Source organism: Hanstruepera marina (assembly GCF_019880635.1).
GTDB lineage: Bacteria > Bacteroidota > Bacteroidia > Flavobacteriales > Flavobacteriaceae > Hanstruepera > Hanstruepera marina.
This window is the reverse complement of the sequence record NZ_JAINVX010000002.1, coordinates 188,956-203,627: the sequence shown is the minus strand read 5'-3', so window position 1 is coordinate 203,627 and position 14,672 is coordinate 188,956. Positions and strand designations below refer to the sequence as shown.

Here is a 14,672-nt window from a genome sequence, read left to right as displayed (position 1 = left end):
TACTATACCAATACCGATTTAAACTTGATTAAGAATTCTCAAAACTGCTAATTATTGATTAGCTTTGAATGCTTGGCGCGAATTACTTTATGCTTTCAATTTTAATACCTACATACAATTACAACGTTTATCCTTTGGTAGAGAACCTCGTGAGACGGGCTGTTAAATCTGATATTATTTTTGAAATTATTTGTATTGATGATGGCTCTAAATCCAAACTAAACCCCGATAACAAAAACATAAATTCATTAGCTCAATGCAAGTTTATTGAACGCCAAACCAATAAAGGTAGAACAGAAACTAGACAAGAACTCGCCGAAAGGGCACAGTATAATTGGTTATTGTTTTTAGATGCTGATGTTATGCCCAAAAATGATGCTTTTTTAACCCAATATATAAGCTTAATCAACGAACCTTACAAAGCCGTTTTTGGAGGTATTGCTTATAGCAAAAGTAGCTATAGTAAAAATAATGCTTTACGGTATACTTTTGGTAGTAAACGCGAAGTTGTTGATGCCAAGAAGAGAAACGCACATCCTTACAGAGTAATATGTTCTGCAAATTTTATGATGCAAAAATCGCTTTTTTTAAAGACAAATGCTTCTATCTTGGAAAATACCTACGGTTTAGATTATGTATTTGGAGTAAAGCTTAAGTCTCAACACATCCACATTTTACATGTTGATAATGAAGTTTATCATTTAGGCATTGATGATAATGCAGACTACTTGAATAAAACCAAAAAAGCCCTACAAACACTTCTACAATTGTATACTACCAATCAAATTAACAATTCTGAAATCCGTTTGATTAAAGCGTACAACAAACTTCAATTTTTTGGCCTCTCCAGCCTGTATGGAAAACTAATTGGATTTTTAAATAAAGCCATTGAAAGTCATTTGTTAAATAGCAAAAGCCCTAACTTATTCGTATTCGATTTGTACCGTTTAGGTTATTTTTGCAGAATTAAATCTAATACATGACACCAAGAATATCCATAATTATCCCACTTTATAATAAGGCCAATGTAATTAAGCAAACATTGGTTTCTGCTTTAAATCAATCCTTTAACGATTTTGAAATCATAATTATAAATGATGGCTCAACAGATAATAGCCTTCATGTTGTGAACTCAATTAACGACAATAGAATACATGTTTACACCACAAAAAACCAAGGTGTTTCAGCAGCTCGTAATTATGGCATTTCTAAAGCAGTTGCAGAGTATGTTGCCTTTTTAGATGCTGATGATATATGGAAACCCAACCATCTTGAAAACCTCAATTTACTTCAAAACCAATTTCCAAATTGTGGATTATACTGTGCGGCTTATGAAAAACAATATAAATCGTTTTCTTCTCCAGCGGTTTTCAACAATATTCCAAATGATGAAAACTGGATGGGAATTGTTACAGACTATTTTGAATCCAGCTTTAAAAATTCTATTGCTTGGACCTCTGCGGTAATGGTGCCAAAAGAAGTTTTAAAAACCTTAAACGGATTTGACGAAGCTATAACTTTAGGTGCAGGTGAAGATACAGATTTGTGGATTCGCATCGCCTTACAATATCCTGTAGCACTATACAATTCAGTTTCTTCCATTCATAATCTGAAAGCTGAAAATAGGATATCCAATTCAAAAACTCACTTGAGAAATTTTATAAACTTGGATGCTTACGAAGTATTTACAAAAAACAACCCTTCACTCAAAAGGTATTTAGATATCAATCGCTTTGCTATTGGCATGCAATATAAGTTGACTGGAAATGATGTTCAGGCCGAAAATTATTTTAACAAAATAAATCCTGACTCACTGAACAGAAAGCAACGCTTTTTAATGTCTAGAAATACAAATACCTTAAAACTAATAAAACAATTACAGTACTTATTAAGGAAAAACAAATTAGATTTCACCCCTTTTCATTGAAATAAAAGTGTCGTAATCTCTTATATAGTCATCTTCATCAAACTCATCTGAAGCTAACGACAAGCAGACCGAACCAGATGAAAAATTTTCTAACTCCCGCCAAATCCCTGTAGGAATAACCAATGCTTTATCAGGTTTATTAAGTGTAATTACTTTACGATTATTGCCATCATCCAAAATAACATCAAAACTACCACTCAAGGCAATTAGCACTTGTTTTAAGTTTTTATGAGCGTGGCCACCTCTATAGGCATTACTGGGGACATCAAACAAATAATACACACGCTTAATTTTAAACGGAATGACATCTTTTTCTATTACCGCTAAATTACCTCTAGGGTCTTGAATTTTGGGAATCTCAATAAATTTTATGTCGTTCAAATTTCCAGTCATTTAATTGAATTTAACAAAGTTTGCCATTTTCTAGCAGTTTCATTTTCTGAATATTTTTGAACACTTTTTTTGGTGTTCCCTTTACACAATACATATAATTCGTTATCAAATATAAAACTATTCATAGCATCAGCTAGAGCTTTAGTATTAAAATTTTCAACTAACAAACCATTGTATTCGTGTTTAATAATTTCTTTGGGTCCAGATTCACAGTCAACTGAAATAACCGGTGTGCCTAAAGATAATGACTCTAATAAAACAAGAGGAAAACCTTCAAAAGCACTTGTTAAAACCGTAAAAACAGCTCCTTTAACAAACGGAAAAGGATTTTTTAATTGGGGTATAAATTTAACCGATTTCTCTATCTCTAAACTAATGGCGCGTTGCCTTAATTGCTCTTTGTCCGGGCCATTACCAATTAAAAATAAGTCAATATTTTCATTAATAACTTCAGATTGTTTAAATGCTTCCAATAACAGGTTTAAATTTTTGGAATGATTGTCTAATCTGCCATAGTATAAAATATATGGCCTATTCGAAATAGTTTCATCTTCTTTTTCATCAGCAAGCTTTTTTATTTTCTCAAAATTAACAGCATTCGTTATAGTATAAATATGATTTAATTGAAAATAGTTCCTATAATAGTTTGCAATCATTTCAGAAACCCCAACCATAATTTCATTCTTGTATAAATACCTATTAAGCCAATCGTACTTTGTAAACATTATAGACTTTTCAAAAGAATGAATTACGTATATAGTAGGCTTTATGTAAATAGCCTTGGTAATCAATAATTCTCTATACCATTGAACTCGAGATCTATGGTCTATAATAAAGTCAAAATCCTCATGTTTAAGATAGCGTTTAAACTTCATCAATCGCTTCAACCTATTAAGCACACTATTTTTATCAGACTTATATAATCCTAAATTAAATAATGTTCCTTGGTAATCGTAAAAAATATCAGAAAAGACAGTAACTATATGAACATCATATCCCAAATTTGAAAGCATTACCGACTGCATCGCAGCAGCTCGCTGGGCGCCTCCTTTTCCTAATGAAGACACTACAAGACAAACTTTTTTAGGGTTACCAGTCAAATTAAAAATTTAATAGTCAAATATAGTAAATGCAGACAATGCTATTAAATTAAGATGAATTAAGTTACTTTTAACCACAAAAGTTTTCATCCAAACATTAATTAATGAGAATATTATTGATAGGCGAATATAGCCGTTTACATAATTCACTAAAGGAAGGTTTACAAAAACTTGGACATGAAGTTGTAATTGTTGGTTCGGGAGATGACTTTAAAGATTATCCTGTAGATATTAATATTCGCCAACCGTTTACAACCGGTTTTGGTCTTTTTATAAAAAAGGCTGTTTATAAAATTTCCAGAATAGACCTAACTTCCAAAGCCATTAAACGTCAAGTATTACATTTAAAATCACAAATATCCAACTACGATTATGTTCAATTAATTAATGAAAATGCATTTAATACGATGCCCAAAGTTGAAAAAGAATTATTAGATCATATTTTTAATAATAATAAAAATGTTTTTCTAATGTCCTGTGGTGCTGATTATTTAAGTGTTCAATTTGCTTTGGACAAAAAGTTCAAATATTCCATTTTGAGTCCCTATTTTGAAAATAAAATTTTAAGAAGAGATTTTTGGTATGTACTAAAATATTCAACTCAAATTTATAAGGGGCTTCATGACTTTATTTTCAAAAACATAAAAGGTATCATCGCTTCTGATTTAGATTACCACATCCCATTAAAAAACCACAAGAAATATTTAGGCTTAATACCAAACCCTATAAACATTGAAAAATTAGAGTTCACGCCATTAGAAATTAAAGGTAAAATAATTGTTTTTCATGGTGTAAATTCTAAAAATTATATAAAAAAAGGGAATGTTTTTTTTGATGAAGCTTTACAGCAAATACAACATAAATACCCTGACCAAGTTATCATATTACGCACTGAAGATTTACCATACGCACAATACATTGAAGCCTTTAATAAAGCTCACATAGTTCTCGATCAAGTGTATGCGTATGACCAAGGCTATAATGCATTAGAAGCCATGGCTAAAGGCAAAGTGGTTTTTACTGGCGCAGAACAAGAATGGTTAGATTATTATAATTTAGAAGAAAATACAGTGGCAATAAATGCACTTCCAGAAACTGAAGCCCTAGTAAAGAAACTGTCGTGGCTGATTGAAAACCCTAATAAAATTTTAGAAATCTCTAAAAATGCTCGTGCATTTATTGAACGAGAACACCATTATATAACAATTGCTAAACAGTATTTAAAAACCTGGGAAGCTAATTCTATTTAATCTTCAACATCATGTTCTTCAGGTATCACACCAAACAGCGATGTACTAAATATTAACAGTATTAATCCATAATAGAGAACATAAGTTACAAAGTGTGCAATATTTGCTCCTTTTACACCATAAATATCTATAAAATATATACTCATAAAGTATAGTATTATTACTGAAAAAGCTTCGGTTATAATATAATGCCAAAACATTTTTTTAGCTAAAAATTGATACGCAATGACTATGGAAAGCACTTTTACAAAATCGCCCAACAACTGCCATAAGAACAACTCTTGAACAGGTTCAAACTCTTCTGAAAACACCAAGGCAACAATAAAACGCCTTAATAAATATATTACCAATAAGCCAGCACCGAAAATTGGAATTATGGTTTTATAGAAATTAAAAACTTCACTTCTAAATTCCTTAACATTATCTATTTCAGAGAATCGAGGCAAAATATATAGCGTTAATAAAGACGAGACAAACATTAAATAGTATTTAGAAATTCTGTTCATGGCTTCCCAATAACCAGCTTCTTGCATCCCTATAACTTCATTATCATTACTTTCAATAATATAGCTTCTAATAGCTAAAGCAACAATTGGCAATAAAATAGCCGAAAAAATAGCCATAACAGAAAAGGAGCTTAATTTTTTAAGATAATTAAAGCTTATATGTTTTACCTGTAATAAAGGTATTAAACTGCGTTGGTTGGCTACACCAACAAGTGTGATTAAAAATATTAGTGATTCAGAAATGGCAACCGAAATTAAGGCTCCATCAATACGTTCTTTATAGATTAATAATATAGTAACAGACAAACCTAAAATTTGACCAATAATATTAATTATTATGAGAATCTTATATTTAGAAAAACCATTTAAAATACCAAACGTAAACATGTTCAATGCGTAAAATGGCAAGGCTATAGCTACTATTTTTATCACATAGGCATAATCATTATAATAAGAAAATATCAAGTCATTTATGTACTCTGCATTAAAATAGCAAAGGAACGACACTAAAACAGTTGAGATAAAACCTATGTAAAAAACTGTTGAAATAGTTCTACTCAATTCAAGAGTATTGTTCTTAAATTCAGCTATATATTTTACCAATCCGTTATAAAAACCAAGAGTAGCGACAGACTGTGCAGATCTTAAAAAATCTCTTAAATTTCCAATTAATGCCAACCCTGCCGGACCAACAAACAATGCAATGGCCTTTGAAGTTAAAAATCCTGCTATAATTTTTGTAGCTACAGAGGCTGAATTTAAAGAGGCTACTTTTATTAAAACATTATTATTTATGTACTTTAGAAACTTTTTCAATTAGTAGGCATTTATTGTATTTATAATTTGAACTACTTCAGCATCAGTCATAACAGGACTTATAGGTACACTCACAACTTGGTCATGTATTTTTTCAGTTATAGGCAAGCTTAAATGGCCATAGGCTGCCAAAGCTTTTTGTTTATGTGGAGCAATTGGGTAATGAATCAAGGTTTCTATACCATTTTTCTTTAAATAGTCCATAAACCTATCACGATGGTCCACCATCACTACAAAAACATGAAAGACATGGTTGTCTGAATTATCATAATATGGCAATTGCACCTTTAAATTAGTAATACCACTAATAAATTTTCGGGCGATTTCTCGTCTTCTGAAATTATCGGCATCCAACTCTGATAGTTTTACATTTAAAAAAGCAGCTTGAATTTCGTCCATGCGATTATTAAAACCTAGACTTAAATTTACATACTTTTCTTTTGAGCCATAATTACGCAATTCGGTAATCTTTTCAGCTAAAACTTCATCATCAGTTGTAACGGCTCCCGCATCGCCTAATGCTCCTAAATTTTTGCTTGGGTAAAAACTAAAGGCTGCTGCATGTCCTAAATTACCCGCTTTTTTTCCATTTACGTCAATTGCACCATGAGCTTGGGCAGCATCTTCTACAACCAATAAGTTATGTTTTTTAGCTATGACGTTTATAGCTTTCATATTTGCCAACTGTCCATAAAGATGTACCGCTAAAATAGCTTGGGTTTTGCTTGAAATATGTTTTTCAATTATTTCGTCAGAAATATTAAAGGTTTTTGGATTAGGTTCCACAAAAACAGGTTTTAAACCCGAATGAATAACTGATAAAATGCTTGCAATATATGTATTGGCTGGCACTATAACCTCATCTCCTTTTTTAAGCTTCCCTAAATTTATGTATGCCTTAAAAATTAATAGTAAAGCATCTAACCCTGAACTTGTAGCAACGCCATGTGGCACTCCACAATATTCAGCAAAACGTTGCTCAAAGAGCTTCACCTCGTTACCCAATATATAATGTCCCGATTTTAAAACCTCATTAAATTTTAAATTAAACTGGTCTTCAAATCTTGCATTTATGGCTTGAACATCTAAAAACTTTATCATGACAATACGTTATCTAACATTTTAAAATTAGCAATTGGTATTGTATAAAAATCTTGAACAACTGTTCTTGCCCCAAATCCTTCTTTCCAATATTGTAGTCCCAAATTAATTTTCCTTCCCTGATCTTCATTGGAAATACCAAAATCAAAATAACGTTTGTCCTTAAAAACACCATTTAACAAATGATTGTGCAAAAAATCTAAACTTCCCAAACTGTTTTTATCTGTGTTAGCTGAAATATATTGCGAATGTGCCACATGTTTTGTAATAAAAATAGTTGTTCCAGCTACAACTTTATTGCCGTGATACACATTATACTGTTTGATATTGTTAGGAAAATGCTGTTTCAATAATTTAATCTCTTCAAGTGAATGAACCGGACTCACGTTATGCTTGTCTAGTAAATTAGGAATTAAAATATCGTTCCAAAATACGTCAAACACATCATCTTCCTTTATTGTTAAATTATGTTTTTCAGCACGTTTAACGCCATCATTTCTATCTTTATTATATTTTAATCTGTTATCCAACTTAATTACAGATAACGTATCTCGTTTAATTAATTTGGCGTCTAACAAAAACGTTAAGTATAACAATTCATCACTCGGCAAATCACTATAAATATTCGGCATGATTTTTATCTCCAAATCAATAAATCCTTGGCTTTGATAGTATTCCAAAACCAATTTAAAAATTTCTATAACTGCTTGAAGCTTTAGTTTAGAATTCAGAATAAGTCCACCATATGTTAACCCTTGATGTGAATAAATGGTTTGGTCAACTTGGTTAGCGGGAAATAAAGCTACTACCCTATCATTTTTAAAAACCATAACAGAAGCATCTTGAAAACGATCTTTATGATAATCCATAAAATGGCGATTAAACAAAAATGTTGCGTTTTTGGAAGTTGCAACATAATTGTTCCATAGACTTTTATAATTAATGTGGTAAGGTTTTACTGTAAATAAGCTCAAAAAAATGTGTTTTTAGTACCTGTTTTTACAAGTCTCCAAAATACAATAATTTTTATTGTTGGTTCTTTTTTCAATTCAATATTTTATATTTACAGCTTATGAAAATAAAAGGATTAAGTATTGAAAACTATTTATTAGTTATAAGTTATCTACTTATTTTTTTCTTTTTTATTTTTCAAGGTGCAATCTATTCTCCTGACACATACAGTTACATTAATGCCAATATATATCGATCGCCCGGCTACCCAATATTTACAAAGTTCTTACAATTTGTTTCTGGAGTTTATTTTGATTTTGTAATTGTTGCTATTCAATTACTAATAAGCTTAATAGGCATTCATGTTTTCTTTAAAATTGCTTCTAAAATTTTTCAGCTTAAATGGATAGAAAAATTGTTTTTGTTTGTCATTTTAATTTTCCCCTTTTTTAAACCACTTTTAATTGCAAACAATATTAGTTCAGAAGGGTTAAGCTATCCGTTATATCTCTTGTTTTTAAGTTCTGTCCTATATTTTTTTAGTCAAAATACTTCAAGAGCATTTTATTTCATATTAACTAATCTAACAATACTTATTTTAACGCGTGGTCAATTTATAATACTACCATTACTAATTTTAACCTCTTATATTTTAATTTTTAAAAAACAAATAATATGTAAACTGCATGTAAAAAGAATAATATTGCTCTGTTTATTACCCTTGGCAGTTTTAATAATGGACAAAACATATCATTTACTAAAAGATGGTGTTTTTGTTTCTACTCCTTTCACTTACCTTTGTGTTTCAGGCTCTGCTTTTTATGTAAGCAAGTCGGAAGACATTAATTTCATCAACAGTAAAGATGATAAACAAATTTTTGAAGATTGTTATACATTTATCAATGATAACAATTGGTTGCTTTCAAGCAAAAAAAGAAATTCATATAAGGATTATTACCAACACTTTCACAATAACCTAGGGAATATCTGTAATTATACTTTACACGACAGAGGCACAAAATTTTATGTAGACAAAGGTTATAGCATTGTTGAGGCTAGAATTGCTATTGAAAACACATGCAAGGATATTGCTCCAATACTTATAAAAAATAATTTCAAAGAATGGATAAGACTTTATTACAGTAATTTAATACACAGCTTTAAATCCCCTTTTATTTTATTCTTTATAATGATAACGCTAATATTTAGTGGCTTTAAAATAATTACCACTTCTGACTTTCGATATTCTTACCTATTTTTGTTCTCTTCGTTGATTTTGTCTAATGCTGTAATTGTTGTATTTGCCAGTCATTCCATAATGCGGTACTTATTCTATAATTTTGCTTTGTTTTATTTAATATTTTTAATTTTAATTCGATTGACTAAACATGAGAAACAAACTTGAATTATCTATTGTAATGCCTTGTTTAGATGAAGCTGAAACCTTACAAACATGTATTAGAAAATCGTTCAGTTTTTTAAACAAACATAACGTTGTTGGAGAAGTTATTGTCGCAGACAATGGAAGTGTTGATGGTTCTCAAAAAATCGCTGAAAAATTACAAGCCAAAGTTATTAATGTAAAAAACAAAGGTTACGGAAATGCTTTACGAGGTGGTATTGAAGTGGCTTCGGGCACCTATATCATTATGGCTGATGCTGATGACAGCTATGACTTTGAAAAATTACAACCGTTTTTAGAACAGCTCCGAAATGGTTTTGATTTAGTAATGGGAAATCGGTTTAAAGGAGGCATAGAAAAAGGAGCTATGCCATTCCTTCATAAATATTTAGGAAATCCAGTATTATCCTTTTTAGGACGCCTTTTTTACAAGACAAATATCGGAGATTTTCATTGTGGGCTCCGTGGTTTTTCTAAAGAAGCCTATGCTAAAATGGATTTAAAAACAACAGGAATGGAATTTGCTTCTGAAATGATTGTGAAGGCCAAACTTAATAATCTTTCAATAACAGAAGTCCCTACAACACTAAAGCCTGATGGAAGAACTCGTAAGCCACACTTAAATACTTGGAGTGATGGTTGGAGGCATTTGCGTTTTTTAATGCTCTATGCTCCAAATTGGTTGTTTCTATACCCAGGTATTATACTTGTAATAATTGGCTTCATCTTATCTACAATATTAATTTTCAACCCTTTAGAGTTTAAAAAATTCACTCTTGACATCCACACCTTACTTTATACTTCTACTTTTTTACTAATTGGGCTACAATTTGTTATTTTTTTCGGGCTAACAAAAATTTTTGCCGTTGAAAACGGACTCCTCCCTAAATCAAAAAGATATTCTAAAATTTTCAAATATATAAATCTTGAAAAAGGTTTAATAGTTGGTTTTTCATTGCTTGTTTGCGGCATTCTCTTAAGTATTAAAGGAGTTCTAATATGGGAGGGTAAAGACTTCGGTGCACTGAATACAAATACAACTTTAAAAATTGTTATACCAGCAGTAATAGCATTACAACTTGGAATCCAGGCAATATTATTTAGTTTGTTTTTTAGTATTCTTGGGTTAAAGAATAATTAGACCCTTTTTACCTTCAAAAGATAATAGCAATTCACCATACATATGGCAAAGTTGGCAATAATTATAGGCAGTCCAACACGCAATGTTGGCATCAAAAAACCATAAATAATAAACAACAAACAACCTATTATATTTACCAAACGAAGCTTTTTTACATCTTTCATTGTAAAAGACAGTAATACCATAAGCGAAGCCGAATATCCAACTAACTCTACTCCTGTAATTTCAAATATTTCCATTTTTATGAATAGATTTAATTTTTTCTCTCGAAAACAAATAGATTATTTAATCCCAATTGAAATTTTTTATGCTTTAAAAGCTTATATCTTGTAGAATCAAAAATTTCAGGCACCTGTTTTACTTCAAAACCATAATGTTCTTCTAAAGACATACCATCAATCAATCTCAATTTAGATAGTACCCAAAGAATTTTATCTACAAAAGGAGAAGGCACTGTAATTATTATCCGTCCTTTTGAATTTAGATAATTATAGAAGTCACCACTAATTTTATTTTGAACAGCTTGAGGCAAATGCTCCAATACTGCAAGCATTGTAATGCAATCAAACCGCTCATTTTTTGGTAAATCGGAGGGAAATTTACCTTTAATTAAAATATAATTACCTTCCTGAATAGTTTTCTCTATCAATGGATCAATCCCAATACTGTTCTTAATAGGCTTTCCAACCAGTTCTTTAAACAAATAACCATCAAAACAGCCTATATCTAAAACTTTATCGTTTGAATTAATATAAGGCAAGCATTTTCGAACACGCCAATTTCTTAAAACTCGATCTAAAAACTTCACTTTACGAATATATGACGTTTTCGAAACTTAAGTATTTAGATATTTTTATTACGCTTTCGCTCAACTTCGGTCAATAAAATTTTACGCAATCGTAAATGTTTTGGTGTCACTTCTACATATTCATCCTTTTGTATATATTCCAATGCTTCCTCCAACGAAAACTTAATTGCAGGTACAATTTTAGCTTTATCATCAGCACCTGCAGAACGCACGTTACTTAATTTTTTTGTTTTGGTAACATTGACAACCATATCATCACCTCGTGAGTTTTCACCAATTACTTGGCCTTCATAAATGTCTTCACCTGGATCAACAAAAAACTTACCACGTTCCTGCAATTTATCAATAGAATACGGAATAGCCTGACCTTTTTCCATAGATACCAACGATCCGTTTTGACGTTCAGGAATACCACCTTTTAAGGGTTGATATTCTTTAAAACGATGCGCCATAATAGCCTCACCTGCAGTAGCTGTTAATAGTTGGTTACGCAAACCAATGATACCCCTTGAAGGCACAATAAATTCACAAACCATTCGATCTCCTTTGGCTTCCATACTCAACATTTCTCCTTTACGCATGGTTACCATTTCTATAGCTTTACCTGAAACTTCCTCTGGCAAATCAATAGTCATCTCTTCAACAGGTTCGCATTTTACACCATCAATTTCTTTAATAATTACTTGTGGCTGACCAATTTGTAATTCATAACCTTCACGACGCATAGTTTCAATCAACACCGATAAATGAAGAACACCACGACCAAAGACCATAAATTTATCAGCACTATCCGTTTCTTCAACACGAAGCGCTAAATTCTTTTCCAACTCCTTGGTTAAACGTTCTTTAATGTGTCTTGACGTTACATATTTCCCATCTTTTCCAAAGAAAGGCGAATCGTTAATGGTAAACAACATACTCATGGTTGGTTCATCAATGGCAATGGTTTTTAATCCTTCTGGGTTTTCCCAATCGGCAACCGTATCACCAATTTCAAAACCTTCTAAACCAACAATTGCACAGATATCTCCTGCTTTAACTTCTTCAACCTTTTTGCGACCTAATCCTTCAAAGGTGTGTAGCTCCTTAATTTTCGACTTTACAACGCTTCCATCACGCTTTACCAAAGAAATATTTTGGTTTACTTTCAATTCACCACGTGTCAAACGTCCAATAGCAATACGACCTGTAAATGATGAGAAATCTAACGATGTGATTAGCATCTGTGTAGTCCCTTCTTCAATTTTTGGTTCTGGAATATGGTTGATGACCATATCTAACAACGGTTCGATATTCTCGGTTGGCTTTTGCCAATCTTCACTCATCCAATTGTTTTTAGCTGAACCATAGACCGTAGGAAAATCTAATTGCCACTCCTCTGCTCCTAGCTCAAACATTAAATCAAACACCTTTTCATGTACTTCATCTGGCGTACAATTTTCTTTATCAACTTTATTGACAACTACGCAAGGTTTTAAGCCTAAATCAATAGCTTTTTGCAACACAAAACGGGTTTGAGGCATAGGACCTTCAAAAGCATCAACCAATAGCAATACGCCATCTGCCATATTCAACACACGCTCAACCTCACCACCAAAATCGGCGTGACCAGGTGTATCAATGATATTAATTTTAGTGTCTTTATAAATTACTGAAACGTTTTTTGAGGTAATTGTTATTCCTCTCTCACGTTCTAAATCGTTATTATCAAGAATTAAGTCACCAGTATTTTCGTTCTCGCGGAACAACTGACAATGGTACATAATTTTATCAACCAAAGTGGTTTTACCATGGTCAACGTGTGCAATAATTGCAATGTTTTTAATTTTAGCCATAATGATGCCGTATTTTAAGCGCGCAAAGGTACGTTATATTTTAACAATTACACTAAATTATAGTTAATTATATGTTATAAGATATTCCTTTTATACGATTTATAAGTATATTTCGTTAAGTAATTGATTAATAGTAAATAGCCATTACTAACCAGCTCATAACCACCAAAGGCCTTTTACTCATGTTTAATACATGTTTAACCTTTAAATTGAGCACAATGAAACTGATTAGTAAATACTCTAAATTTATCCCTTATCTATATTATATTGCTGTAATAGCCTATTGGTTTACCAATGTAAATAGAAGCGAAGGCTTAACAGCTTACCCCATTTTATTATTTGGCATCCCATTTCTTTGGCAATTGATAAAACCCAATAAACAGCTTAACTTTTCGTTGGGAATCGTCTTTGTTTGTTTGTCATCTTATCTTATTCTAGCTTATTTATCAGACTTATTCAATATTGTTGATATTTCAGCTTCAACCAAAACCTTTATTATTTATGGTGGCATTTTTGTATTCACCAATTTTTTAATGGCGTTATGGATGATTAGAAACAGTCTAAAAAAAGCATTTTAATTTAACTATCTTTGTGGCTTAAATTTTTAGGCTATGAATCTTAATGATGTTCCAAAATTAATGCATACCAATAGTGATAATTTTTTCTTGTTGGCTGGACCTTGTGCCATAGAAGGTGAAGACATGGCACTGCGTATTGCTGAAAAGATTATTTCAATAACCAACAATTTACATATCCCTTACGTATTTAAAGGTAGTTTTAAAAAAGCCAACCGTAGTCGTATTGATAGTTTCACGGGTATTGGTGATGAAAAAGCTTTAAAAATTCTACGCAAGGTGTCTGAAACTTTTGAAACCCCAACGGTAACCGATATTCATGAAGTATCTGATGCAAAAATGGCTGCTGAATATGTTGATATACTCCAAATTCCTGCTTTCCTGGTTCGTCAAACTGATTTGGTAGTAGCTGCTGCAGAAACCGGAAAGGTTGTCAACTTAAAAAAAGGACAATTTATGAGTCCAGAAGCCATGAAACACGCCGTTCAGAAAGTTAAGGATTCTGGTAGCGATAAAGCTTGGATAACTGATAGAGGCACCATGTTTGGCTATCAAGATATGATTGTAGATTTCCGTGGGATACCTACAATGCGTCAATATGCACCAACTATTTTAGATGTTACTCATTCATTGCAACAACCTAATCAATCGGTTGGCGTTACTGGTGGTAGGCCAGATATGATTGAAACCATTGCTCGTGCTGGTGTGGTTAATAATGTAGATGGTTTATTTATTGAAACGCATTTTGACCCAGCCAATGCCAAAAGTGATGGTGCCAATATGCTACATTTGGATAATTTGGAAAGCTTACTTTCAAACCTTGTGGCCATTAGAAAAACCATTAACAGCTTAAAATAAGCTATCGAT

Annotated in this window: 15 protein-coding genes; 7 read left to right on the top strand and 8 right to left on the bottom strand. The window is 31.7% G+C overall.

What is annotated here, in order from left to right:
- Window positions 1-89 precede the first annotated feature (89 nt).
- Window positions 90-983 carry a glycosyltransferase family 2 protein gene (locus K7G76_RS08650; protein ID WP_223033810.1) on the top strand — a complete coding sequence of 298 codons (894 nt, stop codon included), beginning with the start codon at window positions 90-92 and terminating at the stop codon, window positions 981-983.
- Window positions 980-1,927, top strand: coding sequence for a glycosyltransferase family 2 protein (locus K7G76_RS08645; RefSeq protein ID WP_223033809.1), 948 nt, complete (start codon window positions 980-982; stop codon window positions 1,925-1,927). The genes K7G76_RS08650 and K7G76_RS08645 overlap by 4 nt, the downstream gene beginning before the upstream one ends.
- On the opposite strand, the gene K7G76_RS08640 is transcribed toward K7G76_RS08645, so the two are convergent.
- On the bottom strand, window positions 1,904-2,320 hold the full coding sequence (locus tag K7G76_RS08640) for a sugar 3,4-ketoisomerase (protein ID WP_223033808.1): 417 nt from the start codon (window positions 2,318-2,320) through the stop codon (window positions 1,904-1,906). The genes K7G76_RS08645 and K7G76_RS08640 overlap by 24 nt on opposite strands.
- Window positions 2,317-3,387 carry a glycosyltransferase gene (locus tag K7G76_RS08635; protein WP_223033807.1) on the bottom strand — a complete coding sequence of 357 codons (1,071 nt, stop codon included), beginning with the start codon at window positions 3,385-3,387 and terminating at the stop codon, window positions 2,317-2,319. Before K7G76_RS08635 ends, K7G76_RS08640 begins: the two co-directional genes overlap by 4 nt.
- 137 nt (window positions 3,388-3,524) lie before the next feature.
- Here K7G76_RS08635 and K7G76_RS08630 point away from each other — a divergent pair, with 137 nt between their 5' ends.
- Window positions 3,525-4,670 (top strand): glycosyltransferase, encoded by a 1,146-nt coding sequence (locus tag K7G76_RS08630; protein WP_223033806.1) that lies wholly within the window; start codon window positions 3,525-3,527, stop codon window positions 4,668-4,670.
- Here K7G76_RS08630 and K7G76_RS08625 read toward each other — a convergent pair.
- From K7G76_RS08625 to K7G76_RS08615, 3 genes are read right to left on the bottom strand one after another with little or no spacing between them, the layout of a single operon-like run.
- Window positions 4,667-5,992 (bottom strand): O-antigen translocase, encoded by a 1,326-nt coding sequence (locus K7G76_RS08625; RefSeq protein ID WP_223033805.1) that lies wholly within the window; start codon window positions 5,990-5,992, stop codon window positions 4,667-4,669. The two genes, K7G76_RS08630 and K7G76_RS08625, sit on opposite strands and share 4 nt — an antisense overlap.
- Window positions 5,993-7,093, bottom strand: coding sequence for a DegT/DnrJ/EryC1/StrS family aminotransferase (locus K7G76_RS08620; protein WP_223033804.1), 1,101 nt, complete (start codon window positions 7,091-7,093; stop codon window positions 5,993-5,995).
- Window positions 7,090-7,962 (bottom strand): GNAT family N-acetyltransferase, encoded by an 873-nt coding sequence (locus tag K7G76_RS08615; RefSeq protein WP_223033803.1) that lies wholly within the window; start codon window positions 7,960-7,962, stop codon window positions 7,090-7,092. The genes K7G76_RS08620 and K7G76_RS08615 overlap by 4 nt, the downstream gene beginning before the upstream one ends.
- Window positions 7,963-8,165: 203 nt before the next feature.
- Between K7G76_RS08615 and K7G76_RS08610 the strand changes: the two genes are divergently transcribed.
- Together K7G76_RS08610 and K7G76_RS08605 are read left to right on the top strand one after the other, a co-directional pair.
- Window positions 8,166-9,449, top strand: a complete 1,284-nt coding sequence (locus K7G76_RS08610; protein WP_223033802.1) for a hypothetical protein — start codon at window positions 8,166-8,168, stop codon at window positions 9,447-9,449.
- Entirely contained in the window at window positions 9,433-10,587 is a 1,155-nt protein-coding gene (locus K7G76_RS08605; RefSeq protein ID WP_255572967.1) for a glycosyltransferase family 2 protein, read from the top strand. The genes K7G76_RS08610 and K7G76_RS08605 overlap by 17 nt, the downstream gene beginning before the upstream one ends.
- On the opposite strand, the gene K7G76_RS08600 is transcribed toward K7G76_RS08605, so the two are convergent.
- The 3 genes from K7G76_RS08600 to typA are packed head-to-tail and all read right to left on the bottom strand — an operon-like array spanning window position 10,584 to window position 13,230.
- Window positions 10,584-10,826 (bottom strand): uroporphyrinogen decarboxylase, encoded by a 243-nt coding sequence (locus tag K7G76_RS08600; RefSeq protein WP_223033801.1) that lies wholly within the window; start codon window positions 10,824-10,826, stop codon window positions 10,584-10,586. The two genes, K7G76_RS08605 and K7G76_RS08600, sit on opposite strands and share 4 nt — an antisense overlap.
- Window positions 10,827-10,840: 14 nt before the next feature.
- Entirely contained in the window at window positions 10,841-11,395 is a 555-nt protein-coding gene (locus K7G76_RS08595) for a methyltransferase domain-containing protein (protein WP_223033800.1), read from the bottom strand.
- 35 nt (window positions 11,396-11,430) lie between these two features.
- On the bottom strand, window positions 11,431-13,230 hold the full coding sequence (gene typA, locus K7G76_RS08590; protein WP_223033799.1) for a translational GTPase TypA: 1,800 nt from the start codon (window positions 13,228-13,230) through the stop codon (window positions 11,431-11,433).
- A 218-nt stretch (window positions 13,231-13,448) separates the two neighbouring features.
- Between typA and K7G76_RS08585 the strand changes: the two genes are divergently transcribed.
- Both K7G76_RS08585 and kdsA read left to right on the top strand, forming a co-directional pair.
- Window positions 13,449-13,808 carry a hypothetical protein gene (locus tag K7G76_RS08585; protein WP_223033798.1) on the top strand — a complete coding sequence of 120 codons (360 nt, stop codon included), beginning with the start codon at window positions 13,449-13,451 and terminating at the stop codon, window positions 13,806-13,808.
- 33 nt (window positions 13,809-13,841) lie between these two features.
- A complete protein-coding gene (kdsA, locus tag K7G76_RS08580) occupies window positions 13,842-14,663 on the top strand; it encodes a 3-deoxy-8-phosphooctulonate synthase (protein ID WP_223033797.1) in 822 nt (273 codons plus the stop codon).
- Window positions 14,664-14,672 lie beyond the last annotated feature (9 nt).

What these genes read in the sequence shown, in the direction of transcription:
- K7G76_RS08650 (WP_223033810.1), top strand. Translation starts at nt 90, where the DNA reads ATGCTTTCAATTTTAATACCTACATACAATTACAACGTTTATCCTTTG.
- K7G76_RS08645 (WP_223033809.1), top strand. Translation starts at nt 980, where the DNA reads ATGACACCAAGAATATCCATAATTATCCCACTTTATAATAAGGCCAAT.
- K7G76_RS08640 (WP_223033808.1), bottom strand. Translation starts at nt 2,320, where the DNA reads ATGACTGGAAATTTGAACGACATAAAATTTATTGAGATTCCCAAAATT.
- K7G76_RS08630 (WP_223033806.1), top strand. Translation starts at nt 3,525, where the DNA reads ATGAGAATATTATTGATAGGCGAATATAGCCGTTTACATAATTCACTA.
- K7G76_RS08620 (WP_223033804.1), bottom strand. Translation starts at nt 7,093, where the DNA reads ATGATAAAGTTTTTAGATGTTCAAGCCATAAATGCAAGATTTGAAGAC.
- K7G76_RS08615 (WP_223033803.1), bottom strand. Translation starts at nt 7,962, where the DNA reads ATGGATTATCATAAAGATCGTTTTCAAGATGCTTCTGTTATGGTTTTT.
- K7G76_RS08610 (WP_223033802.1), top strand. Translation starts at nt 8,166, where the DNA reads ATGAAAATAAAAGGATTAAGTATTGAAAACTATTTATTAGTTATAAGT.
- K7G76_RS08605 (WP_255572967.1), top strand. Translation starts at nt 9,433, where the DNA reads ATGAGAAACAAACTTGAATTATCTATTGTAATGCCTTGTTTAGATGAA.
- K7G76_RS08600 (WP_223033801.1), bottom strand. Translation starts at nt 10,826, where the DNA reads ATGGAAATATTTGAAATTACAGGAGTAGAGTTAGTTGGATATTCGGCT.
- typA (WP_223033799.1), bottom strand. Translation starts at nt 13,230, where the DNA reads ATGGCTAAAATTAAAAACATTGCAATTATTGCACACGTTGACCATGGT.
- K7G76_RS08585 (WP_223033798.1), top strand. Translation starts at nt 13,449, where the DNA reads ATGAAACTGATTAGTAAATACTCTAAATTTATCCCTTATCTATATTAT.
- kdsA (WP_223033797.1), top strand. Translation starts at nt 13,842, where the DNA reads ATGAATCTTAATGATGTTCCAAAATTAATGCATACCAATAGTGATAAT.